This is a genomic window from Shewanella sp. c952 (genome assembly GCF_019654975.1).
GTDB lineage: Bacteria > Pseudomonadota > Gammaproteobacteria > Enterobacterales > Shewanellaceae > Shewanella.
The window spans coordinates 1-22504 of the sequence record NZ_BPEW01000008.1; the positions used below are offsets into that span (position 1 = coordinate 1).

At 42.1% G+C, this 22504-nt stretch carries 25 protein-coding genes; 16 read left to right on the top strand and 9 right to left on the bottom strand.

The genetic code is table 11. The annotated features are described in order from the left end of the window. Positions 1 to 150: 150 nt before the first annotated feature. Both K5R16_RS07660 and K5R16_RS07665 read left to right on the top strand, forming a co-directional pair. Entirely contained in the window at positions 151 to 1923 is a 1773-nt protein-coding gene (locus tag K5R16_RS07660; protein WP_220736950.1) for an ABC transporter ATP-binding protein/permease, read from the top strand. 129 nt (positions 1924 to 2052) lie between these two features. Then, positions 2053 to 2316 (top strand): hypothetical protein, encoded by a 264-nt coding sequence (locus tag K5R16_RS07665; RefSeq protein ID WP_220736951.1) that lies wholly within the window; start codon positions 2053 to 2055, stop codon positions 2314 to 2316. Here the strand turns inward: K5R16_RS07665 and K5R16_RS07670 are convergent. Together K5R16_RS07670 and K5R16_RS07675 are read right to left on the bottom strand one after the other, a co-directional pair. Then, positions 2313 to 2507, bottom strand: a complete 195-nt coding sequence (locus K5R16_RS07670) for a hypothetical protein (RefSeq protein ID WP_220736952.1) — start codon at positions 2505 to 2507, stop codon at positions 2313 to 2315. The two genes, K5R16_RS07665 and K5R16_RS07670, sit on opposite strands and share 4 nt — an antisense overlap. Before the next feature lie 179 nt (positions 2508 to 2686). Beyond that, positions 2687 to 3229, bottom strand: a complete 543-nt coding sequence (locus tag K5R16_RS07675) for a histidine phosphatase family protein (protein WP_220736953.1) — start codon at positions 3227 to 3229, stop codon at positions 2687 to 2689. A 169-nt stretch (positions 3230 to 3398) separates the two neighbouring features. Between K5R16_RS07675 and K5R16_RS07680 the strand changes: the two genes are divergently transcribed. The 6 genes from K5R16_RS07680 to K5R16_RS07705 all read left to right on the top strand — a co-directional run bounded on the left by K5R16_RS07680 (position 3399) and on the right by K5R16_RS07705 (position 10004). Beyond that, complete coding sequence (locus K5R16_RS07680; RefSeq protein WP_220736954.1) at positions 3399 to 4148, top strand: ferredoxin--NADP reductase; 750 nt, start codon at positions 3399 to 3401, stop codon at positions 4146 to 4148. Between the two features lie 10 nt (positions 4149 to 4158). Continuing rightward, positions 4159 to 4758 carry a glutathione S-transferase gene (locus K5R16_RS07685; RefSeq protein WP_220736956.1) on the top strand — a complete coding sequence of 200 codons (600 nt, stop codon included), beginning with the start codon at positions 4159 to 4161 and terminating at the stop codon, positions 4756 to 4758. Positions 4759 to 4955: 197 nt separating this feature from the next. Then, the gene (locus K5R16_RS07690; RefSeq protein ID WP_220736957.1) at positions 4956 to 5963 is read left to right on the top strand and encodes a Fe(3+) ABC transporter substrate-binding protein; all 1008 of its coding nucleotides are present in this window, start codon (positions 4956 to 4958) and stop codon (positions 5961 to 5963) included. Positions 5964 to 6108: 145 nt separating this feature from the next. Further along, the gene (locus tag K5R16_RS07695) at positions 6109 to 7740 is read left to right on the top strand and encodes an iron ABC transporter permease (protein ID WP_220736958.1); all 1632 of its coding nucleotides are present in this window, start codon (positions 6109 to 6111) and stop codon (positions 7738 to 7740) included. Between the two features lie 2 nt (positions 7741 to 7742). Continuing rightward, positions 7743 to 8771, top strand: a complete 1029-nt coding sequence (locus K5R16_RS07700) for an ABC transporter ATP-binding protein (protein WP_220736959.1) — start codon at positions 7743 to 7745, stop codon at positions 8769 to 8771. 300 nt (positions 8772 to 9071) lie between these two features. Next, positions 9072 to 10004 (top strand): Dyp-type peroxidase, encoded by a 933-nt coding sequence (locus tag K5R16_RS07705; protein WP_220736960.1) that lies wholly within the window; start codon positions 9072 to 9074, stop codon positions 10002 to 10004. Between the two features lie 67 nt (positions 10005 to 10071). Here K5R16_RS07705 and K5R16_RS07710 read toward each other — a convergent pair whose 3' ends face one another. After that, positions 10072 to 10530 (bottom strand): cupin domain-containing protein, encoded by a 459-nt coding sequence (locus tag K5R16_RS07710; RefSeq protein ID WP_220736961.1) that lies wholly within the window; start codon positions 10528 to 10530, stop codon positions 10072 to 10074. Between the two features lie 162 nt (positions 10531 to 10692). Next, on the bottom strand, positions 10693 to 11163 hold the full coding sequence (gene argR / locus K5R16_RS07715) for a transcriptional regulator ArgR (protein ID WP_220736962.1): 471 nt from the start codon (positions 11161 to 11163) through the stop codon (positions 10693 to 10695). 351 nt (positions 11164 to 11514) lie between these two features. On the opposite strand from argR, the gene mdh reads away from it, so the two are divergent. Next, on the top strand, positions 11515 to 12450 hold the full coding sequence (gene mdh, locus K5R16_RS07720; protein ID WP_220736963.1) for a malate dehydrogenase: 936 nt from the start codon (positions 11515 to 11517) through the stop codon (positions 12448 to 12450). A 77-nt stretch (positions 12451 to 12527) separates the two neighbouring features. Here mdh and ispB read toward each other — a convergent pair whose 3' ends face one another. Continuing rightward, positions 12528 to 13499, bottom strand: a complete 972-nt coding sequence (gene ispB, locus K5R16_RS07725) for an octaprenyl diphosphate synthase (RefSeq protein ID WP_220736964.1) — start codon at positions 13497 to 13499, stop codon at positions 12528 to 12530. A gap of 280 nt (positions 13500 to 13779) precedes the next feature. Between ispB and rplU the strand changes: the two genes are divergently transcribed. From rplU to K5R16_RS07760, 7 genes are all read left to right on the top strand, one after another. Further along, entirely contained in the window at positions 13780 to 14091 is a 312-nt protein-coding gene (rplU, locus tag K5R16_RS07730; RefSeq protein WP_020914101.1) for a 50S ribosomal protein L21, read from the top strand. Positions 14092 to 14106: 15 nt separating this feature from the next. Beyond that, entirely contained in the window at positions 14107 to 14361 is a 255-nt protein-coding gene (gene rpmA, locus K5R16_RS07735; protein WP_012154114.1) for a 50S ribosomal protein L27, read from the top strand. 138 nt (positions 14362 to 14499) lie between these two features. Further along, positions 14500 to 15666, top strand: a complete 1167-nt coding sequence (gene cgtA / locus K5R16_RS07740) for an Obg family GTPase CgtA (protein ID WP_220736966.1) — start codon at positions 14500 to 14502, stop codon at positions 15664 to 15666. 26 nt (positions 15667 to 15692) lie between these two features. Then, positions 15693 to 16454, top strand: coding sequence for a threonine/serine exporter family protein (locus K5R16_RS07745; RefSeq protein ID WP_220736967.1), 762 nt, complete (start codon positions 15693 to 15695; stop codon positions 16452 to 16454). After that, positions 16451 to 16921, top strand: coding sequence for a threonine/serine exporter family protein (locus K5R16_RS07750; protein ID WP_020914098.1), 471 nt, complete (start codon positions 16451 to 16453; stop codon positions 16919 to 16921). The genes K5R16_RS07745 and K5R16_RS07750 overlap by 4 nt, the downstream gene beginning before the upstream one ends. A 21-nt stretch (positions 16922 to 16942) precedes the next feature. After that, positions 16943 to 17425, top strand: a complete 483-nt coding sequence (folA, locus tag K5R16_RS07755) for a type 3 dihydrofolate reductase (RefSeq protein ID WP_220736968.1) — start codon at positions 16943 to 16945, stop codon at positions 17423 to 17425. Between the two features lie 109 nt (positions 17426 to 17534). Further along, complete coding sequence (locus K5R16_RS07760) at positions 17535 to 17930, top strand: DUF3718 domain-containing protein (RefSeq protein WP_220736969.1); 396 nt, start codon at positions 17535 to 17537, stop codon at positions 17928 to 17930. Between the two features lie 280 nt (positions 17931 to 18210). Here the strand turns inward: K5R16_RS07760 and K5R16_RS07765 are convergent, their stop codons facing one another. From K5R16_RS07765 to rsmA, 4 genes are all read right to left on the bottom strand, one after another. Continuing rightward, positions 18211 to 20232 (bottom strand): methyl-accepting chemotaxis protein, encoded by a 2022-nt coding sequence (locus tag K5R16_RS07765; RefSeq protein ID WP_220736971.1) that lies wholly within the window; start codon positions 20230 to 20232, stop codon positions 18211 to 18213. 93 nt (positions 20233 to 20325) lie between these two features. Further along, positions 20326 to 21150 carry a symmetrical bis(5'-nucleosyl)-tetraphosphatase gene (locus tag K5R16_RS07770; protein ID WP_220736972.1) on the bottom strand — a complete coding sequence of 275 codons (825 nt, stop codon included), beginning with the start codon at positions 21148 to 21150 and terminating at the stop codon, positions 20326 to 20328. Between the two features lie 15 nt (positions 21151 to 21165). Next, positions 21166 to 21546 (bottom strand): Co2+/Mg2+ efflux protein ApaG, encoded by a 381-nt coding sequence (gene apaG / locus K5R16_RS07775; protein ID WP_220736973.1) that lies wholly within the window; start codon positions 21544 to 21546, stop codon positions 21166 to 21168. Between the two features lie 144 nt (positions 21547 to 21690). After that, on the bottom strand, positions 21691 to 22503 hold the full coding sequence (rsmA, locus tag K5R16_RS07780) for a 16S rRNA (adenine(1518)-N(6)/adenine(1519)-N(6))-dimethyltransferase RsmA (RefSeq protein ID WP_220736975.1): 813 nt from the start codon (positions 22501 to 22503) through the stop codon (positions 21691 to 21693). Position 22504: the final 1 nt, after the last annotated feature.

Here is a 22504-nt window from a genome sequence, read left to right on the forward strand (position 1 = left end):
GTGCTAAAGTATTACTTTTTACAGGCAGTTATCAAGCTTTAAATTAACAACTTGGATACAGATGTAACCCGTGATTAGTGTTTAGTCTGAGTCTTTCCCTGTTAAAAAGTCGATCTTTTATTTGTAATTTTTTATTTATTGGAAGTAATCATGCGCCCCTCCTTATATTTTGATGGTCCCGTTGGAAAACTCAATTGGCATGTTTTGAAACTGCTTTGGCCATACTTGTTAGAGTTTAAACAAAGGGTGGGGTTGGCACTGTTATGTTTAATCGTGGCCAAAGGGGCGAGTGTCGGTTTGCCGTTTGTGTTAAAAGCGCTGGTTGATGATTTGACCCTCGACGGCAAGAATGCCCTTTTAGCTGTACCTGTTGGGTTAGTCGTTGCCTATGGCGGTATTCGACTGTTAAACACCATCATTTCAGAGGTCAGAGATACCCTATTTGGTAGAGTGACTGAACGTGCAATACGGCGCTTAGGGATAGCAGTATTTGAGCATTTGCACCGACTTGATATGGCTTTTCATCTAGAAAGGCGCACTGGTGGCTTGTCTCGTGATATCGAGCGTGGCACCAGTGGTGTGAGTTTTCTGATGCGCTTTATGGTGTTCAATATCGTGCCAACAATGTTAGAGATTATCTTGGTCGTCGGCATCTTATTTTATAACTATGGTGTAGGTTACGCTGCAGTCACACTGCTTTCAGTAGTGGCTTATGGTGCTTACTCAGTGGTGGCTACCGAGTGGCGTACAGGTTATGTCAGAGACGCAGCCAAAGCGGATTCTGTTTCTAACACCCGTGCAGTCGATAGTTTGCTTAACTATGAAACGGTAAAATACTTTAATAATGAACAATATGAAGCCAACCGTTATGACAGTGCTTTAGCTGACTGGGAAGAAGCCAAGCGCAAGAATCGTTTGTCATTGTTTGCTTTAAATGCAGGTCAAGCTTGTATTATCTCAGTCGCGATGACCGTTATGCTGGCGATGGCGGCTAATGATGTTGTCCAAGGCGTAATGAGCATTGGTGACTTTGTGCTGATTAATGCATTTATGATGCAGCTGTTTATTCCGCTTAATTTCTTAGGTTTTGTTTACCGAGAGATCCGTGGAGCATTCGCCAATATTGAGCGTATGTTTGGCCTGTTAGATAAAGAGCCACTGATCGAAGATATCGATAATGCAAAAACTGAAAAGCTGACCAAAGGCGTCGTCTCATTCGAACAAGTTAGCTTTAGTTATGACAGCCGGCCTATTCTTGATGAGGTTAGTTTCTCGGTTAAGTCAGGCCAAAAGGTCGCGATTGTCGGCGACAGCGGAGCAGGAAAATCAACGATCGTAAAATTACTGTTTAGGTTTTACGATGTTGTGTCTGGTGCTATTCGCATTGATGGCCAGGATATTCGAGAATTAAGTCAAGATACCCTGAGACAAGCGATTGCTATCGTCCCGCAAGATACTGTGCTGTTTAATGACACATTAATTGAGAACGTACGCTATGGTCGCCCCTCAGCTACAGATGCTGAGATAGCAGAAGCGATTGAGATGGCGCACTTAGGTCACTTCATTGAAAGCTTGCCTGAAGGTGGTGAGACTCGTGTTGGTGAACGCGGTTTAAAGTTATCTGGCGGTGAAAAACAACGGGTTGCAATTGCCCGAGCGATTCTAAAGCGGGCGCCGATTTTAGTCTTTGATGAAGCAACGTCTTCGCTGGATAGTCATTCTGAACAGGCCATTTTAACAGCACTGAAAGAGGTGGCTAAAGGCCATACTAGTTTAGTCATTGCCCACAGATTGTCGACGGTGGTTGATGCTGACCAAATATTGGTGCTTAGTCAGGGGCGGGTGGTTGAAACTGGGACTCATACTAGCTTGCTTAATGCTGGAGGTTTGTATGCGAAACTTTGGCGTATTCAGCAAGAGTAGTGACTCGAATAGATTGGTATAAGTGTTTGAGGTTTTAAGCAAAGGCTGTATACAATTCAGCCTAGGTTCAGATTAGTGTGCTTATAATCATTTAACATTAATAATCATGATTATGCTGAGAAGGTCAATATGAAGAACATACCTCTACTTGTACATATCGAAGGGCAAGACAGCAAGGTTAACACCGATTGGCTTGCCATTATGGCTACGCTTAAAAAACGTGGTTTAGAAAAAGATGAGCTCGAAGTGGTCTATTTTGAATTGTCAGCAGGCATGCGCGTTACGACTCGTGGTTTAAGCTTGGCGAAAGCAAGCCCTGTTGAGCCGCTGAAAGGTTTGCTACACGAACCGAAATTTTCAGCCCGTGATTACGCTGGAATGCTAACTGCTTAGTAGTTTAGCTTGCCTATTTTCCAGCTTTCACAGAGTAAATCTTGAGGAGAAGGTGCTTTCATCGGCTGCAAACTGGTGATTTTGCCTTCTCTAAAACAGACATATTCCCCTTCTATCACTGTCATTCGTTGGCAGCTATTGCAGCTTATAGATAGCCCTTTATTTTGCTCAGGCATATCTTTGTCATCCATTACTTGACTCCATACTTAAAAGAATACTGTTTGGACTAGCATTAACCTACTTATCTAAAGATAGTTATCACTAACCCTTATTGGATATGCTATTTAATCACTAAAAATGCAGTTATCCAAGTCTATTTAACTATTAAATTAACTTTATTAACTAATAATTCAGATGGTGACTGTGTGAACTATTTTCCAAAATGATGCTTCTCTAGACTCATCTCGCCGGTCTCTTTTATCGTTAATCGGTATAGATCTCCGTAGTCTGACTCTTTTAATGCTGTTATTTTTGGCGCTCCCAATGCACTGATAATAAGTGGAACCGTATTGGAATGGCCTGCGATTATGCTGTTTCCATCTGAACCGTTAACGAGCTCAACGACTTGTGTTATGTGATCTTGCAAACCGTCAGCAGTGCCGACGATGGATATTGTAATATTATTAGCCTCTGCAATGGGCTTTAGTGTTAATTGTGTGCGCTGGTAGTTACTGGCGATGGCTTGGGAAAAGGAGAGTTTAGGTAAGGCCTTAATGAGTGCCGTGGCTCGTATTGTTCCCTTTTCACTTAATGCTGGGTCGCGTGTACCATCACTGAGTTTTTCTGCGTGACGCACCACTATGACCGTTTTGCTTTTTACTGTTTTGAGAGTCGCTTGTTCGACAGCGAATACGCTATTGCCATTCAACATGAAAATGGCGAATACGAATATTGTTTTGATGGTGACTTTCATAGATAGGCCTTGAGTTTACTCATTTTATTTCTGATAAAGAAAGGTTTAACTGCATTACTCGTTTAGTTGTTAACATTTTTACAGCTCAAAAACATCTTTGATAGATTAATCTTTCTGAATATGAAATAAAAGTTTATGCTGAAATGACGACGCACTTTTGGAGCAGATTATGTGGATTGAAGGCAAAGTCATAGAACGCCAAGATTGGAGTGACAAGTTATTTTCCCTAAAGATTAAAGTCGATATTGGTGACTTTATTGCTGGTCAGTTTATTAAGTTGAGTCAGTTGATTGATGATAAACGCATTGGTCGAGCTTACTCTCTAGTTAATCCGCCCGGAACCGATTATATCGAGGTGTTGGCCGTTGCTGTGGATGATGGCCAGCTGTCGCCTAATCTTCAAGCACTCTCTAAAGGTGATGTTATTGATGTAGCGACCAAAGCCTCGGGCTTTATGACCCTTGATGAGCTTCCTAAAGATGATAACAAGGGAGAGCATTTATGGTTTTTAGCAACAGGCACAGCCGTCGGCCCTTTTATCTCAATGATGGCGACCAATGAACCATGGCAAAGTTACCAGAAGGTAGTGTTAGTTTATGGTGTGCGAGAGGTTGAGGATTTAGCCTACTTGCCCCAGCTTAGAGCGTTTGAAGCCAAATATCCGCAGCAATTTAAACTGGTGTTATCGGTGACGCGAGAGCCTTTTGAGGGCGCATTAAGTTGTCGGATCCCTGATGGGCTTAACAATGGTGATATTGAAGCTAAAGCGGGTATCAAGCTATCAGCTAAAGATTCACAAGTGATGATTTGCGGAAATCCTGGAATGATTACTGATGCTCAACAACTTTTAAAAGAACGGGGCTTAGCTAAAAATTTACGTCGTGCTCCTGGACAAATTACTGTCGAAAAATATTGGTAAGGAGCGCAGTATGAAATTGTATTATTCCGATGCATCACCTTATGCGCGCTGCGTGCGAGTGTTTATTTGTTATCACAACATTGAAGATGTTGAAGAGATTATAGCTAATCCTTTTGATAACTCTCCTGAACTACTTAGAATCAACCCGTTAGCTAAAATCCCCTGTTTACAATTGAATGATGGCTCTGCACTGTTTGATAGCGAGGTGATTATGCGCTATTTGGATGCTGAGCATGGTCAGTCTGGTTTATTTGGTTCGATGGAACATAATTGGTCACAACAGTGCCATTTTTCATTGTTAAAAGGCATTTTTGATAGCGCTGTTTCGTTAAGGCAAGAGCAACTTCGCGAGGATGAAGGCTTACGGTCTTCGTTCTGGACCTCGCGATTTGAACAGGCTTTATTAAGAGGCTTAAAAGAGGTTGAGACGTTGGGGATTACTCGTAGCACTGAATTAACAGCGTTGCAGGTTATGTTGGTTTGTTTATTGGAATACATCGACTTTCGTCACCCAGATCTACCTTGGCGTAATGTCACTTCAGCATTGAGTGTTTGGTTAAAACAGGCACAGCAAGCTGATGTTTTTATTGCGACAAGGCCGAAGATGTAGATTGTCGTAGATGAATTACATAGTTATATTAAGCTCATGTTAATTAAGCTGTTACTAAATGGTAGTGGTAAGTTTTTAGTGGCTAAAAGTTTGCACTAATTACTTGCTGTTATTGCTCTGATTGATTACCCTTGTTGCAATTGAGAATTATTATCAGCATCGTGCTGACTATTAGATATTGTAAAGGGGTAAAGGTCATGAGAGTAATCACCAGTCTAATGATGGTTGGACTTCTGTGTAGTGCAAGTGTGGTGAGTGCCGCTGAAAGATTAACAGTTTATTCTTATCGTCAGGCCTTCCTTATTGACCCTATTCTAGCTGACTTTACTAAGCAAACCGGTGTAGAAGTCGACGTCGTTTTTTCAAAAAAAGGTATCGCTGAACGTATGATGCGTGAAGGTAGGTTATCAAAGGCTGATATTGTACTGACATCAGATTTTTATCGTTTAATGGAATTGGCTGAAAAAGATCTGGTGATCCCTGCTAAAAGTGACGTCCTTAAACAAAACATACCGCAAAAATACCGCTCTCCTGATGACATGTGGTACGCCTTAACCATGCGGGTCCGTAACGTCTATTCGTCTAAAGATAGGTTAGGTCCGTTGGATATTAACTATGAAGACTTAGCAGATCCTAAATACGCCGGCAAAATATGTACCCGCAGCGGTAAGCATCCTTACAATGTGTCTTTAGTTGCTTCGATGATCGCTCACCACGGTGAAGCGGAAGCAAAAACATGGCTAGAAGGTTTAAAGTCGAACCTTGCACGTAAACCTCAAGGTAATGATAGAGCTCAGGTGAAAGCGGTAAGTGAAGGGTTATGCGATATAGCGATTGGTAACAGTTATTATCTCGGTAAGATGTTACAAGACCCTAAGCAGAAGCCTTGGGCTGATGCGGTGGAGATTAATTTCCCGAATCAAGATAACCGTGGTTCGCATATCAATGTATCGGGTATGGCGTTGGCTAAGCACACTAAAAATACCGAGACGGCTATTCAGTTGATGGAGTTCCTATCAAGTGATGCTGCGCAACAAACGTACGCTGATGTTAATATGGAATATCCAGTTAAGGCTGATGTAAAACCGTCGAAACTTGTCGCTTCTTGGGGGCAATTTAAAGCGGATGACCTTCCTATCTACAAGTTAGCGCAATACCATGGTGCAGCGATTAAGCTTTTAGATGAAGTGAAGTTTGATCTTTAAGCTTACTATTTAAGGTTGGTCTAACACTATTGCTATATAGTGTTTCAGCTTGAATCTTTTGTGGTTGTACTGTCAGAGCCTATCTTTATGATAGGTTTTGTTTTTTTGGTACTTTTATTTTCATGACTTCTGGGCATCTAACATCATGATATTAGGCTTAGCAAAACGCTGGTCTGTTGCAAGTTACACCTTAGCACTGCTCATCGTTATGCCGCTTGTTGCGCTAATATTGCAGTCACTTTTACCTGATGAAGCGGTATTCGGCCATCTAATGGCAACCGTTTTGCCGACTTATATAAGTAACACTTTGTTGCTTATTTTTTGGGTGGTGATTGGTGCTCTCATCTTTGCAATCCCAGCGGCTTGGTTGGTGGCTAAATGTCGATTTCCAGGCCGAAATATATTCCAATGGGCACTGCTATTGCCGTTAGCTATGCCTGCTTATGTTGTTGCCTACGTTTACACTGATCTTTTTGATTATGCAGGTCCTGTTCAGCGAAGCCTTAGAGCATTATTTAGTTGGCAGACGCCTCACGATTATTACTTCCCTGAGGTGCGCTCGCTAGGTGGCGCCGCAATTATGCTGGCGTTAGTACTTTTCCCCTATATTTATCTATTGGCTCGTACCGCATTTATGGAGCAGTCTGCAAGCTTGGGGCATGCAGCACGTGTTATGGGCTGTAGTCCTTGGAAGAGTTTTTGGCGATTAAGTTTGCCAATGGCAAGGCCCGCGTTAGCCGTTGGGGCAACGCTCGTCGCTATGGAAACTGCTGCTGACTTTGCTACCGTAAGTTACTTTGCAGTGCCTACACTGACGACTGCTGTTTATGATACTTGGTTTGAATACGGCAGTTTAACCGCTGCTGCTAAGCTTTCTACAATCATGCTGTTTGTGGTGTTTGTGATGGTGGGCTTTGAGCGCTTCGCACGTCGTAAACAACAGCTTTTTCAAAAGCAGTCTGCGCCAGGCGAGCTTGACTACTATTGTCTTAATGGTGCGCAGGCATATGCTGCTACAGGCTATTGTTTTATCTTACTGGCATTAGCATTTATTCTGCCTTTTGTAATTTTATTGCAATATGCATGGGGTTATTTTGCGCAGAGTTGGAATGCCAATTTTTTTGAGTACAGCTTTAATAGCTTATGGATTTCGCTATTAGTCAGCGTTATCTGTGTCTGTATCGGTATTGTGCTAATGTTCGTCAGAAGGGTGAGTCCTCGTAAAGCTGATATGCTGCCTTCCAGATTAGCTTCTACCGGTTATGCGCTGCCAGGTACGGTACTCGCTATTGGAATTCTAGTGCCTTTTACTCAACTTGACTTTGCTATTAATGATTTAGCTTACTATTTGGGATTCCAAGAACCTGGGCTGATATTAACTGGCAGCACATTTATTCTAATATGTGCTTTTTGTATTCGTTTTGCTGCAATTGCTATTGGTAGCATAGAGAATAGTTACAAGCGTATTTCACCCTCTTTAGACATGGCGAGTGTGACCTTAGGTCTAACGCCTAAATCAATGCTCGCTAGGGTTCACATTCCTTTGCTTAGAAAAGGTATTTTCGCCGGATTGCTGTTGGTCTTTATCGAGTGTATGAAAGAGCTTCCTGCAGCTCTACTACTTAGGCCGATCGGTTTTGAAAATTTGGCGACTTATGTCTTTCAATTTGTTTCAGATGAACAGCTCGAACACGGTGCATTAGCTGCAATAGTCATTGTGTTAGTCGGTCTCGTTCCTTTGATTTATCTCAATCGTTCGTTGGAGCAAGAAAAGTAATTATGGCTACGTTACAAGTCAGCAATGTTCATAGTAGTTACCAAAATAACGTTGTGCTTAAAGGGTTAGATTTAACGGTTGAAAAAGGCGAGATTGTCGCTTTGTTGGGGCCTAGTGGCTGCGGAAAAACCACATTGCTGCGGGCTATTGCCGGCTTGCAGAGTATTTCTGCTGGTGAGATAAGGATCAACGGCAAAGCTGTGGTTTCTGATAACGAGTTTGTTGCCAGTGAAAAGCGGGGAATAGGAATGATCTTCCAGGATTACGCTTTATTTCCTCACTTGACTGTTGCTGAAAACGTACTCTTTGGCGTAAAGCTAGCCGATAAGGCCAATAAAGCTGCACGGCTTGAGAAAATGTTGGCTCTCGTCAAACTAGATGGGCTGGGGGAGCGTTATCCGCATGAGTTATCTGGTGGGCAGCAGCAAAGGGTATCGATCGCAAGGGCATTGGCCTATGAGCCTGAAGTCCTTTTGTTAGATGAACCCTTTTCTAATATTGATGCTAAAGTCCGCAGAGAGATGATGCTTGAGATCCGCAATATTTTGAAGAATCATAATATTAGTGCGGTTTTTGTGACGCACAGTAAGGACGAGGCGTTTGTTTTTGCAGACAAGCTAGCATTATTTAACCAAGGGCAAATCGTTCAATGTGGTGATGCCGAACGCTTGTATTTGCGACCTCAAGATAAGTATGTCGCTGACTTTCTAGGCGCGAGCAATTATCTTGAAGCAACAGTAATAGCAGACAAAACTGTGTCCACACTTATTGGTGATATTGAAAGCGAACTACAGCTTAAAGTGACAATCGGTAGTGATGCCGAATTATTACTAAGACCTCAGCAGTTGCAGATCGCTAGAAGTGAATCGGGAACCGGTGAAGTTATCGAAAGACGTTTCCTTGGTAGTGTTTGCCAGTACTTGGTTAACATTGGTAACAAGACGCTTGATATCCATAGTGAATACTTAGATATCAAGATCGGTGAAAAGGTGGCAATTACTACAACGCCGCACAGTTTAGTATTGTTGTAATTGACGTAATCGAGGCCATTAACTGACTTTTATCGCAACATAGTAAAGTACAGTGTATTTATTGAGTTGCTTTTACCAGTGTTTATTGACTATTTTACTAAGCTTGAATCTAGTGCGTTTAGTGCATATTAAATTAGACGCTCTCCGCGCTTACTCGTGCTGATACTGTTAGCTAGCTTGGTAAGTTGATTAAAGATAAGTCTTTATTTTTGGTTAATGTGCGTCAGATATAATTATTAATGACTAAAGTTGTAGATAATATTGCCGAAGATTAATGAATAATAAGGGTTACAGATAAAAATGGATAGTCAGGTTATGCCACGTGAACAGCTGGGAGTTTGTGCGGAAGGAAATTTGCACAGTGTCTATTTAATGTTTAATGCGAATGATGGTGTTGATTTACAAATGCGCCCGTGTGTAGCAAATGTGGCTCAATATATTCATGATCTTGCCGATCAATTTGCTGACAGTGCCTTTAATGGCTTTGTCGCTGTAGGCGCTAACTACTGGGATACGATTTATCCTGCTGCTAGGCCTTGCCAGTTAAAACCATTTCCAGCCATGAACCAAGAAAACAGAGACGCACCAGCGATAGAGTATGATCTGTTTGTGCATGTTCGCTGTGACCGCTTTGATATTCTTCACCTTGTCGCCAACGAAGTATGCCAAATGTTTGAAGGGCTGGTAGAGCTTGTCGATGAAGAACGTGGTTTCCGTTTCATGGATAGTCGAGATTTGACCGGTTTTGTCGATGGTACTGAAAACCCTAAAGGTCGCAGTCGCCAAGAGGTCGCATTAATTGGAGAGGAAGATGCGGCATTTAAAAATGGCAGTTATATCCATGTGCAGAAATTTGCTCACAATTTGAGTAAATGGAATCGCCTACCTGAAAAGAAGCAAGAAGATATTATTGGCCGTACTAAAGCCGAGAATATTGAATATGCTTCTGCAGATAAGCCGTTAACCAGTCATATTAAACGGGTTAACTTGAAGGATGATGCAGGTAACTCAATGGAGATCTTACGCCAGAGTATGCCTTACGGTACGGTCAAAGAGCAGGGATTAATGTTTATCTCTACTTGCCGTAACTCGGTGAACTTTGAAAAAATGCTCGAAAGCATGGTTTATGGTGATAACGAGGGAAATCATGATCACCTTATGCATTTCACCCAAGCTTTAACCGGATCATCGTTTTTTGCACCCTCGTTAGATTTTTTAGACAAATCGGCCTAAAGCGCTAAGCAATATCAACAAAAAAACGCACATTCAGTGCGTTTTTTGTTGGTATGTATCAGCGCAATTAATCTTCATCTTTATCAAAGTAGCTCATGGGACGACGGTTATAAACTTCGTTCATGCTTCGAACCAATACTTTATTGGTTTCCGGATAAACGACTACATCGTGAACATCGCGGTTTCCTACAACTAAAAAGATAAAGTCAGCCTCACTGTGATTAACAAATTTATGTGCGATACCTGAGTTGGCGGTAAAGCAGATATACTTGCCTTCACTAAACACATGAGGCTCTCCATCAAGATAAAGCGTTGCTTCACCTTGCATAGCGTAAATATGCTCTTCTTCCTTGGTGTGATAATGAGAAAGGGCTGAAGTCATGCCTGGCGCTAATTTTTCCATGGTTACGCCGACTCTTTCAGCCCCTGCGGTATCACCAATATGTTTCTGATGACTGCCATAGTCCTTTTCGTGAGACCAGTACTCCCAGCCCACATCAGAAACATCAATCAATTTGTTTTTCATTTTTATTATCCTCAACGTAGGAATGCTGTCCTATCTGGGAGTATAACGATATTGTGAAAATAAAAAATGATAGATTCAATATATTGTATAAAGAAAAGATTGGAGTTTTACTTAAGAATGGAATAGGGCGGCGTTTCCGCCCTTTTGTTGTTTTCTAAAAAGTTAATCCGTGTAATTGAACAACGACTTAACTGTTTCTAATGTATCTTCAATTTGCTGAATATTTGATGGGCTGATAAAAATGGTATCATCGCCAGCGATAGTGCCAAGAATACCCTCAGGCTTGCCTATTGAGTCGAGTAACCTTGCGATTAATTGCGCTGCACCTGGACTGGTACGCACTACAATCATCGACTGATTATGATCGACATCCAAAACTAAATTTTTAAGTGGACTACCAGCAGTTGGGACACCAAGTTCAGCAGGCAAACAGTAAACCATCTGCTGTTTAGCATTTCTGGTTCTCACTGCGCCAAACTTACTCAACATGCGGGATACTTTAGATTGGTTGATATTACTAAAGCCTTCCCCTTGAAGGGCTACCACAATTTCGCTTTGGGAGCCGAAACGCTCCTCTTTAAGAATTGACTTAAATGTTTTAACTAATTCGTCTTGATTTTTGCTTGCTTGCATATTTTATTATTCTTTATTCAAAAAAATCCGTTATATGATGATTATATTCGCCTTTCATGTCAAATGTTATTCGTTTTTTTGAATAAAAATTCATAGGTGAAGCTTGGTTTCAATTGCGAATCATTATGTAGAGTATAAATTCTAATTTTTTTAGCCTTAGCATTTCTAGAGTGTAACCGGCCCAAAGCTAGGCGGGCTGGGCTCTGAATGTGAATGTGCACTGAAAAGTGAGTCTAAAGTAGATTGAACACGACTAAGGGATAATTGAATTTTTGTTGTGAATCCAGTACTGTTGCGCCATTAGAAAAACAGATCTACATCACAAAAATCCAAGAATTGACGGAGATAACTATGAAAGTTGCTGTACTTGGTGCTGCTGGCGGTATTGGCCAAGCGCTTGCCCTACTATTAAAAACTCAATTACCTGCTGGTTCTAAATTGTCGCTTTATGATATTGCTCCTGTAACACCTGGTGTTGCGGTTGACTTAAGCCACATACCAACTGATGTTGAAGTAAAAGGATTTGCTGGTGAAGATCCTACCGCTGCACTTGAAGGTGCAGATGTAGTGCTAATTTCTGCTGGTGTTGCACGTAAGCCTGGTATGGATCGCTCAGATCTGTTCAACATCAACGCTGGTATCGTACGCAATTTGGTTGAAAAGTGTGCAGCGACTAGCCCTAAAGCGCTTATCGGAATTATTACTAACCCAGTAAATACCACTGTAGCGATTGCTGCTGAAGTGCTAAAGAAAGCTGGCGTGTATGATAAGAATCGTTTATTTGGTGTGACGACTCTTGATGTTATCCGCTCTGAAACCTTCGTTGCAGCCGCAAAAGGCCTGAACGTTGCTGACGTGAAAGTTAATGTTATCGGTGGCCATAGTGGTGTGACTATTCTTCCGCTTCTTTCTCAAATCGAAGGCGTGAGCTTTACTGATGAAGAAGTTGCAGCACTAACAACACGTATCCAAAATGCGGGTACTGAAGTTGTAGAAGCTAAAGCCGGTGGCGGCAGCGCAACACTTTCTATGGGTCAAGCGGCGTGTCGTTTCGGTTTGTCTCTAGTGCGTGGCCTACAAGGTGAAGCAAACGTTGTTGAGTGTGCCTATGTCGATGGTGGCAGCGAGCATGCTGAGTTCTTCGCACAGCCAGTCGTTCTAGGTAAGAATGGTGTTGAACAGGTACTTGCATACGGCGATGTTAGCGCATTTGAAACAAATGCACGTGATGCAATGCTAGACACACTAAAAGCTGATATCGATTTAGGTATTGAGTTCGTTAAGTAATTCTATTTTTTAAAAGTTAGTTGCTTAAACGAAAAACGGAGCCAAATGGCTCCGTTTTTATTTTGCTAAGCTGCATACTAATGGTTGCGTTGTACCGCAATTTTAGCCAGCGATACTAGTGCCGTTTTATATTCTGACTCAGGCAGTATGCTTAATGCTGCGATAGCCTTATTTGACTCTTCTATCGCACGCTGCTCTGTATACTCAAGTGCGCCACAGCTTTTTAGTGCACTCAAAATGACTTCAATGTGCTCCGTGCCATCACCTTTCTCGATCGCTTCTCTAATCAAGGTTTTTTCAGTGTCGCTGCCATTAGCCATAGCGAAAATGAGCGGCAGGGTAGGTTTACCTTCTGCTAAGTCATCACCAATGTTTTTGCCTAGCTCTTCTGTTTCTGCTGTGTAGTCAAGAAGGTCATCGGTTAACTGGAAAGCGGTGCCCAAGAATTTGCCGTATTCAGCAAGTGCCGTTTGCACCTCTTCTGAGCTTTCTGCTAATAAGCCAGCTAAACGTGTAGCGGCTTCAAACAGCTTTGCTGTCTTACAATAGATGACACGCATATAGCTGTCTTCTGTTGTGTCAGGGTCGTTACAATTCATTAATTGTAGGACTTCGCCTTCTGCGAGCACATTGGTGGCATCAGCAAGGATTTCGAGCACTTCTAGACTTTTTAGCTCCGTCATCATTTGAAATGAGCGGGTGTAAAGGAAGTCACCAACGAGCACACTTGCACTATTACCAAAAAGGGCATTAGCCGTTTCTCTGCCGCGACGCAGCATTGATTCATCAACTACGTCATCGTGTAATAAAGAAGCGGTATGAATAAACTCAATAATAGCGGCCAATTTTAGGTGAGACTCGCCGTTATAGTCTATCGCTCTAGCGGCCAAAATTGACAATAAAGGTCTTAAGCGTTTACCGCCACCGTTAATAATGTAAAAGCCTAACTGGTTAATTAGGGCTACATCAGACTCTAGTTGTTTATAGATCAGTTGATTGACAGCTTGCATATCGCTATCAGCCAATTGACGAATGGCGTTCAAATCCATAAATAGGCTCTATTTGTTGGCTACAATGACAATTCGCAGCTCATTTTAGACATAAATGTTATAATAGGAGGATTCTACCTAAATTTACGCTGCAAGACAGTAGTTGTCGGTAATTGTGAGAGTTATTTGGGTCTTTTTTTATTCTTATTCAATTAGCACTTGTCAGATGCGGGTTCTTAGCGTAAACTCCGCGACCATTGTCATTAAAGCTTTTATAGCACCCCTGCATCAATCTATTATGTTTTGAGCGGCGTGTTAGAAATATCGGAGTAAAATAGCTATGTACGCTGTTTTTCAAAGTGGCGGCAAGCAACATCGCGTTGAAGCCGGTCATACAGTTCGTTTAGAAAAATTAGAAGTCGCTACAGGCGAAACTATCGAGTTTGATCAAGTTCTTTTGGTTGCTGATGGTGAGACTGTACACGTAGGTGCACCTTTAGTTGAAGGTGGTAAGGTTGTTGCTGAAGTAGTTAGCCACGGCCGTGCGGAGAAGGTAACTATTGTTAAGTTCCGTCGTCGTAAGCACCACGATAAGAAGATGGGCCATCGTCAATGGTTCACCGAAGTTAAAATTACAGCTATTAGCGCTTAATTAGGAGTCTAACTCATGGCACATAAAAAAGCTGGCGGTTCTACTCGTAACGGCCGCGATTCAGAAAGTAAACGTCTTGGTGTAAAGCGCTTTGGCGGTGAATCAGTTCTAGCTGGTAACATCATCGTTCGTCAACGTGGTACTAAATTCCACGCTGGTGTTAATGTTGGTATCGGTCGTGACCACACTTTATTCGCACTTACCGATGGTAAAGTGAAGTTTGAAGTTAAAGGTCCACAGAACCGCAAGTTCATCAGCATTGAAGATTAATCTTTAGCTTTAGCTAAGATTGATACTAAGCCCCGCCATTGGTGGGGCTTTGTTTTTTTTAATATTAAGTAAATTGTGTTTTGGCGACTAGAATCGTTAAGAGTATAATTCTTTCATTCTGTGGTGCCAGGAGTTGGTATGAAGTTTGTCGATGAAGCGACTATCCGTGTAGAAGCGGGTAATGGTGGCAGTGGTTGCGTCAGTTTTAGACGTGAAAAATATGTTCCTGATGGTGGTCCTGATGGCGGTGATGGTGGTGACGGTGGCTGTGTTTATCTGCAGGCTGACGAAAACCTTAACACGCTAATTACTTATCAGTTTGAACGCTTCCATAATGCCGAACGTGGTAAAAACGGTCGTGGTCGTGACTGTACCGGCCATGGCGGTGAAGATCTTGTGCTTAAAGTGCCAGTGGGTACTAGAGCCGTTGATGCTGAGACAGAAGAAACTCTTGGTGATTTAACCACTCATGGGCAGAGAATGCTTGTAGCCAAAGGTGGTTTTCACGGTTTAGGTAACACTCGTTTCAAGAGTAGTACTAACCGAGCGCCAAGGCAGAAAACACTCGGTACCGATGGTGAAGTGCGTAGCTTGAGACTTGAGCTCATGTTGCTTGCTGACGTTGGTTTATTGGGTATGCCTAATGCGGGTAAGTCGACTTTCATTCGCTCTGTCTCAAAAGCTAAGCCTAAAGTTGCTGATTATCCTTTTACTACTTTGGTCCCTAATCTTGGCGTTGTTAACCCAAGACCGGGTCAGAGCTTTGTAATTGCTGATATACCTGGCCTTATTGAAGGTGCTGCAGACGGAGCTGGTCTGGGTGTTCAGTTCTTGAAACACTTAGAGCGTTGTCGTGTGCTGCTGCATATTTTAGATATCGAGCCTATCGATGGCAGTAGTCCGGTTGATTCAGCACGTGCTATTGTCGGTGAGCTAGAGAAACACTCTCCAAAGCTTGCTGGTAAGCCGCGTTGGTTAGTGATCAATAAAGCCGATCTAATGCTGGAAGATGAGCTACAGCAGAAAATCGATAAGATTGTCGAAGAGCTTGAGTGGGATGGTGAAGTCTTTACTATTTCTGCTTATAACCGTGAAGGTACTGATGAACTCGCGCTTAAACTTTTGGACTTTATTGCTACGCTACCTCCTGAAGAGGAAGTTGACGTTGAAGCGGAAGTTGAGTTTAAGTGGGATAACTACCATCAAAATGCCAACGAATCAGTTAATGAAGATTATGTCGATGATCTTGATGACGATGATTACGATGATGATGATTATGACGTTGAGGTTATCTATCAAAGATAGATAGTTTCAGTTAAGGACGTTGAGAATTGTACGCTGACACACAAAATGATATTACACGTCAAGTTGTTAGGGTTGCTCAACTTCTTTTAGCTTATGGTGCTGACTCTGAACTTGTTGAAGAGATTAGTCAGCGCCTAGGCTATGCGTTAGGCCTTGTTAGTGTTGAAATCTCGATCTCTTCAAACTCCCTCGTTTTAACTAGCCTAGTTCATGGGCGCTGCATAACCACTACCCGACGAACCCGTGAGCACGGGATCAATATGACCATAGTATGCGAGCTTCAGCGTATCTGTCTATTGACTGAGAAGGGGATTTACGGCTTGCATGAGGTGCGTAAGCGTGTGGCTCGTATTGAGCCTAAAACTTATCCAGCAAAGTACGTAGTACCTATGATAGGTTTGTCCTGTGCAAGTTTTTGTCATCTGTTTGGTGGAGACATTGCGGCTTGCGTAATCACCTTTATGGCCTCAGCAATTGGTATGTTTGTTAGGTTGTCGATTGCAAAACGGCATTTCAATTTATTGCTTAACTTTAGTGTTACAGCTTTTGTAACCACCATAGTCGCGCAAACCGGCTTTCAATTTGATCTCACCGAAACCCCAAAATTACCGATGGCGGCTAGTGTATTAATGCTGGTGCCGGGGTTCCCGATGATTAATGCTATTTCGGATATGGTAAAAGGTCATTTAAATGTAGGGATTTCCCGCTGGGGGCATGCGACCTTGTTAACACTGGCATCTGTTATCGGTATTACAATGGCAATGCAGATAGGAGGCCTATTTTTATGATATCTCTTATTTTAGCAATGCTAAATGATGCGGTTTTTTCTGCGATCCCTGCGGTAGGTTTCGCTATGGTGTTTAATGTTCCGCGTCGTTTCTTGCCATTTTGTGCACTGGCAGGCGCATTAGGCCATGGTAGTCGAACTTTATGGCTTAATGTTGGCTTACCTATAGAATGGGCTACCTTTTTGGCTGCAGCGCTTGTAGGGATTGTTACTATTGGTTTTGCTAAAAGACATTTAGCCCCTCCACTAATGTATGCTGTGGCAGCTATCATCCCTATGATCCCTGGGACGTACGCATTTAATACGGTTATTGCACTTGTCCAGTTAACAGCTCAATCCCATGTGAGTCCTGAACTGACGTCAGAAGTAATCAGCAACGGACTTAAAACTGTATTTATTCTTGGGGCATTGTCTGTAGGTCTTGCCATGCCTGGACTACTTTATTTTCGTTCGCGTCCAGTTATCTAACAACATTAAGAGGGAACTGATTTGAAAATTGCTATGATTGCCGCGATGGCGAACAACCGTGTTATTGGTAAAGATAATAAAATGCCTTGGCATTTGCCTGAAGATCTGCGCCATTTTAAGGCTCTAACCTTAGGTAAACCCGTAGTCATGGGGCGAAAAACCTATGAGTCGATCGGTCGACCATTACCTGGTCGACACAATATTGTCATTAGTCGTCAAGCCGATTTACAGATAGAGGGTGTAACAACGGTGACGAGTTTTGCACAAGCAAAGCTCGCGGCGGGGGATTGTGAAGAGTTGATTGTTATGGGCGGCGGCCAGCTTTATGCCGAACTTCTACAACAATCGGATATTTTATATTTAACTGAGATCTCGCTTGATGTCGAAGGAGATACCTATTTTCCTAACTGGGATGATGGCTCTTGGCTGGAAGTATCGAGAGATGTAGCTAAAAATGATAAACAAATGCAATATAGCTTTATCAAATTAGTTAAAAAGTGTTAAATTAACGGGGTTATTTAGTACCCTGTAACGATGATCAAGAAAGTGCATTATTCACTCATTGTGCTTTCTTAATACAATAAATAAAAACTAAAAGAGTAAGGAGTGTCTGATGCGCTTGCTATCCATGAGCATCGCTACACTATTTGTGGCATCTTCAATATCGATTTCATCCCCGGCGTTAGCTAATCAAGATCAACTCGCTGCAAATATTTGTAACTACGTTGTTAGCGATGACAAGAACCGTCTTCGTAAAAAACTAAAAGAAAGCCGAGTTAAGCTACGAAATATTTATGACGGCGTTTCATGTAATGGTGACAGCTTATTAAGAATCGCTATGAAAAGTGGTTCTAATGCAGTAGGTACATTTGTCGCTAAAAGATTACCCGTTTCGGATCTCGGTAAAGCAGAAGCCGATGGGCAAACTATTATTGCATGGGCAGAAAGCAACGGACATGCAGGTAGTGAAATTACATCGGCAATTAAGAGCCGTATCGCTGGCGGTTAATTTTCATTAGTTAATTGTGCCAAATAAAAATACTGGGTTAACCCCAGTATTTTTTTGCCTGAAATTTAATGTGACTAGAGTTAATAGCTTCACCTTAGTATAAAACTCCTCTGTACTTGTTATTTAATATGAATGGTTAGTTTTTTAATCTATAAGATCTAGCTCTGGAGGTATTAAATGCCAATCCTATTTTAGTATTATCGTTAAATAGCTTGATTGGGAACAAGTGAATAAAAAAGGGAGCCATAATGGCTCCCTTTTTTATATATCGGAAAAGAATTTAGACTTTAAACTCTTTCACTGAAGCTTGAAGCTCTTCAGCAAGCTGAGCAACTTGATGGCTAGATTGTGCAGTTTGATCTGCGCCTGTAGATGTCTCTTCTGAAATAGCGGCTATATGCTCTAGTTTCTCTGAAACTTGCTGGCTAACTAAGTTCTGCTCTTGCGCCGCATGCGCGATGTGGGTACCAGAGTCATGAGCTTGGTGTACAGCATTACTAATACTTTCTAGCGCTATGTTAGCTTGCTCTGTCTTATCAACACATGAGCTTGCCTGTGAGCGACCAAGCTCCATTACAGCTACAGCCTCTTGAGTACCTTGTTGGAGTACTTCAATCATCTGCTGGATCTCTTGGGTTGAATCTTGGGTTCTAGAGGCCAGGCTACGTACTTCATCAGCGACAACGGCAAAACCTCGGCCCTGTTCACCTGCTCGTGCAGCTTCAATAGCGGCATTCAATGCCAATAAGTTAGTCTGCTCAGCGATTGCTCTAATTACATCCAATATTGAGCCAATTGATGCACTATCTGCATGGACTTTATTGATCACCACTCCAGCTTTCGATACTTCATCAGCTAGAGCAAGAATAGTACGTTTGTTCTCATCAGCAATTAGGCGCATATGTCGACTTTCGTCATCTGCAGCTTTAATTTGGCTTAGGGCTTCATCTGCACTAGCGGTAACTTGCTGAGCACTTGAGCTAAGCTCAGTAGTTGCAGTAGCAACTTGATCAACCTGACTCTTTTGCTCCTGAATACCAACCGTGGTTTGTGCGGTAATCGCAGATGTCTCTTCTGCTGCCGCTGCGAGTTGATCTGAGCGGTCTAGGATCCCTTGGATCAAGGAGCGTAAACTGTCGACCAGTTTATTACAGTTAGCTGAAAGCTTAGCAAACTCATCATGGCCGCTATCATCAAGCTTATGGGTTAGATCGCCTGATGCCAGTATATTAAGAGCGTGGTTTATCTTCTCTAAAGAACGAGTTAAAGGTCGCACTACCGCGATGCTAACTACGATAGCAACCACAATGGCGATAAGTACCAAGATAATTGTTTGAACGCTAGCATTGTCGATATCTTTTATTGCTCGTTCACTTACCTGTTTTGAAATTGATTCGATGGTTGAAGTTAGGCTCGCCATCTGTTTATTCACGTCACTTGCCTGTTTCTCGACAGAGCTTAGCAATTGAGACGCCTTGCTATTTAATTCGATCTCGCTGGCTTTCATCGAAATAAGAGAGTTGTTACCTTTAACGAGACTAAAGACTTTAGACGCTTCTGTATTGATTTCATCAATCAGTTCTTGTTCAACAACACCTTCCCAATGATTAGTTACATATTTCAGCCTGCTCTTGGTGTCGCTGACAATATAATCGAGTTCTTTTGAAATAGTATTAAATTTAGATTTATCAGTTGTGCCGATTAAATCGAAGCTAGTGCTGACGATACTGCTTAGGCTTGAATCTAGTGTACTTGCCGTGGCGGCAATTTCTTGTTTAATGACATCTTCGCTAAGCTCAAAATCGATAAGGTCCAACAGTAGTGATGCGCTGTCATCAACTGCGATTTCAACATCATCATATCTGTTTTTAATTTTAGCTTGAGTCAGCAGTGCATTCTCACGAGTGCTAATCATGTTTTCACTTTGATTTTTAAAGCCGTTGTAGCTATTTTTTAGCTTGTTAATGACTTGGCTAAAATCGCTTCTGTTACTGACTAACGCTGTGAGTTGATTTAGTTCTTGCGAAAATGTGTTGCTTGCAGCTGTAAATTGAGACTTTATCGCTGGTACGGCATTGCTGTCTGGACTGTGATAAGCAACTAATACTTGTTTTTCTTGCTTGGAGAGCGTGTGAGATAGGCGATTGCTAGACTCTAGAGCCGGTAAACTAAGATCTTGTAGTAGGGTGGTGCTAGTTTTGAGCTTACTATTGGTAAACCACGATGCGGCGCCTAAAACGATGAGTAGAAAGGTGACAAATGCAAAGCCTCCAATCACTCTAGTTGCTACATTTAATTTCATAGAAGCTCCATTTATTATTATATTATTATTACGGATGACAACACTAGATTGGAAGGCACGCTATAAATTATATCGACCAATATCGCAGATAGTTTAACTCTTTTTTAACCTATTTTGAGTAATTTTTTGATCTGACTCCGCATGCCACAAAGTTAGGTGCTCTCCCCAGCAACAGCCAGTGTCCAGAGCCTGCAGTTTAGGTGAACTGACTTTGCCCATTATTGCGGCCCAGTGACCAAATACTAATGTATGAGATGGGCGTAATTTTGCTTTATGGTCAAACCAAGGTGATAGTTGTTGATTGTTACATTGTTCAATTGGTAGCTTGCAGTCAAAATCTAAACGACCATCTGCATAAATGTATCGCATCCGGGTGAGTGCATTTATGGTGTAGATATTTTTATCTAGCTCCGATAGCCCTTCATGCCAACTATCAATTGAGTTGGTGTACATTATTGCGATTAAGCTCGTTAAATAATCATCTTGTTGCAGTGCTCTGGAAACATTCTCTGCTTGTTCTTTTAGAGTCTGTAGATCCCAGTTTGGAGGGACTCCAGCATGAGTCATAATGATGTTTTGTTCAGAATGTTCTTGGTAGAGTGGTTGCAGCCGTAACCAATCAACTAGATTTCCAATCTCCTGAGAGTGTAGGAGTTCATCTAACTGATCTTTAGGGTTAGCTCGCTTTAGCTTCCCATGAACAGCAAGTAAGTGCAGGTCATGATTGCCGAGTACTATTTTAGCAGAGCCAGATAATGCTTTAAGGTATTGCAGAGTTTGTAAAGAACCTGGACCGCGAGCGACAAGGTCGCCAACTGTCCACAAACAATCGATTGATGGATTAAATGCCACTTTATCGAGAACGAGTTTTAGCTCCTCAAAACATCCCTGAATATCACCTACAAAGTAATTTGCCATGTAACGGTATAACCTTTAATGAAGTAAGCCTGGTATGGCAAGACTAAAAGCAGAAATGGGGGCTTTAAACTCTTCACCATTTTTCTTGATCATGGTGTAGTTCCCCTCCATAACTCCAAATGGAGTTTCCAAAACAGTTCCACTGGTGTACTGGTAGGCGGTATTGGGCTTTATCGTCGGAGTTTCGCCGACAACGCCTGCTCCTTCGACTTCGCTTTTTTGTCCATTTGCATCCGTAATACACCAGTAGCGACTTTTTAAGGTGACATCTTGATCACCTAGGTTGATTATCGTAATGGTATAGCTGAATAGGTATTTTTCTTCATCAGGTGTTGATTGTGCTTCAATATATTCCGTTTTAACTTCAACTTTAATGGGGGTTAAGCGTTGGTTCATCTGTAGCCTCAGTTATCAAAATCAGCAAAAGGTAGCGATATACTAATGGGACTTTTAACGAATAGATAGCGACGTGGGCGGGGGCAACTTAAAATAAAAGGGCAAATATATGCCCTTTATAAATACTTTAACGGTTAGTACCGTTTATGATTTAGCCTGCTTTTCAATAAACAGATTTGCCATCGCAACGTATTGTTGCACGCTAATCTGTTCCGGTCGCAATGTAGAGTCTATTTCAAGTTGAGCAAACTCTTCATCAGATAACATATGCTTAAGATTATTTCGCAATGTTTTACGACGCATATTGAACGCTGTAGTCGTTAAATGCCTCAAGACTTCGACATCCTTACACGGGAAAGGTTTTGTCTTATAAGGAACTAAACGTACAACTGCCGAGTCGACTTTTGGCGGTGGGGTGAAGCACCCTGGTGGTACTTCTAGCACTGGCATGACCTGACAGTGATACTGCGCCATGACGGTTAAGCGGCCATAGGCTTTTGTTCCTGGGCTAGCCGATAGTCTCAGTACAACCTCTTTTTGCAACATAAAGTGCATATTTTCGATGTACTGGGCAAACTCGAAAAGGTGGAACATTAGCGGAGTCGAGATATTGTATGGCAGGTTACCAAATACCTTCATCTGCATATCTTCACGGACAAGTTGCTTGAAATCAAAATTCAAGGCATCACCCTGATGGATCTCAAGCTTATCCTTTAGCGTTGGATGAGTTTTCAAGCGCTCAACCAAGTCTTTATCTAGCTCTACAACGGTTAATTTATCGATGCCGCTAGCAACAGGCTCTGTAAGCGCAGCAAGGCCCGGACCAATCTCAACCATTACGTGCTCGTTGTCTGGCGATATTGCGCCAACAATGCGATTGATCACATTTTCGTCGGTTAAGAAGTTCTGACCGAAGCGTTTTCTAGCCGTGTGGCCTAAATGTACTTTATTACTCATG

Coding starts and splice junctions, on each gene's coding strand:
- K5R16_RS07690 (WP_220736957.1), top strand. CDS start 4,956: ATGAGAGTAATCACCAGTCTAATGATGGTTGGACTTCTGTGTAGTGCA.
- K5R16_RS07675 (WP_220736953.1), bottom strand. CDS start 3,229: ATGAAAGTCACCATCAAAACAATATTCGTATTCGCCATTTTCATGTTG.
- rsmA (WP_220736975.1), bottom strand. CDS start 22,503: ATGAGTAATAAAGTACATTTAGGCCACACGGCTAGAAAACGCTTCGGT.
- K5R16_RS07750 (WP_020914098.1), top strand. CDS start 16,451: ATGATATCTCTTATTTTAGCAATGCTAAATGATGCGGTTTTTTCTGCG.
- argR (WP_220736962.1), bottom strand. CDS start 11,163: ATGCAAGCAAGCAAAAATCAAGACGAATTAGTTAAAACATTTAAGTCA.
- K5R16_RS07765 (WP_220736971.1), bottom strand. CDS start 20,232: ATGAAATTAAATGTAGCAACTAGAGTGATTGGAGGCTTTGCATTTGTC.
- K5R16_RS07760 (WP_220736969.1), top strand. CDS start 17,535: ATGCGCTTGCTATCCATGAGCATCGCTACACTATTTGTGGCATCTTCA.
- K5R16_RS07770 (WP_220736972.1), bottom strand. CDS start 21,150: ATGGCAAATTACTTTGTAGGTGATATTCAGGGATGTTTTGAGGAGCTA.
- K5R16_RS07695 (WP_220736958.1), top strand. CDS start 6,109: ATGATATTAGGCTTAGCAAAACGCTGGTCTGTTGCAAGTTACACCTTA.
- apaG (WP_220736973.1), bottom strand. CDS start 21,546: ATGAACCAACGCTTAACCCCCATTAAAGTTGAAGTTAAAACGGAATAT.
- rpmA (WP_012154114.1), top strand. CDS start 14,107: ATGGCACATAAAAAAGCTGGCGGTTCTACTCGTAACGGCCGCGATTCA.
- mdh (WP_220736963.1), top strand. CDS start 11,515: ATGAAAGTTGCTGTACTTGGTGCTGCTGGCGGTATTGGCCAAGCGCTT.
- K5R16_RS07700 (WP_220736959.1), top strand. CDS start 7,743: ATGGCTACGTTACAAGTCAGCAATGTTCATAGTAGTTACCAAAATAAC.
- rplU (WP_020914101.1), top strand. CDS start 13,780: ATGTACGCTGTTTTTCAAAGTGGCGGCAAGCAACATCGCGTTGAAGCC.
- K5R16_RS07705 (WP_220736960.1), top strand. CDS start 9,072: ATGGATAGTCAGGTTATGCCACGTGAACAGCTGGGAGTTTGTGCGGAA.
- K5R16_RS07660 (WP_220736950.1), top strand. CDS start 151: ATGCGCCCCTCCTTATATTTTGATGGTCCCGTTGGAAAACTCAATTGG.
- K5R16_RS07710 (WP_220736961.1), bottom strand. CDS start 10,530: ATGAAAAACAAATTGATTGATGTTTCTGATGTGGGCTGGGAGTACTGG.
- K5R16_RS07665 (WP_220736951.1), top strand. CDS start 2,053: ATGAAGAACATACCTCTACTTGTACATATCGAAGGGCAAGACAGCAAG.
- K5R16_RS07670 (WP_220736952.1), bottom strand. CDS start 2,507: ATGGATGACAAAGATATGCCTGAGCAAAATAAAGGGCTATCTATAAGC.
- cgtA (WP_220736966.1), top strand. CDS start 14,500: ATGAAGTTTGTCGATGAAGCGACTATCCGTGTAGAAGCGGGTAATGGT.
- K5R16_RS07680 (WP_220736954.1), top strand. CDS start 3,399: ATGTGGATTGAAGGCAAAGTCATAGAACGCCAAGATTGGAGTGACAAG.
- K5R16_RS07685 (WP_220736956.1), top strand. CDS start 4,159: ATGAAATTGTATTATTCCGATGCATCACCTTATGCGCGCTGCGTGCGA.
- ispB (WP_220736964.1), bottom strand. CDS start 13,499: ATGGATTTGAACGCCATTCGTCAATTGGCTGATAGCGATATGCAAGCT.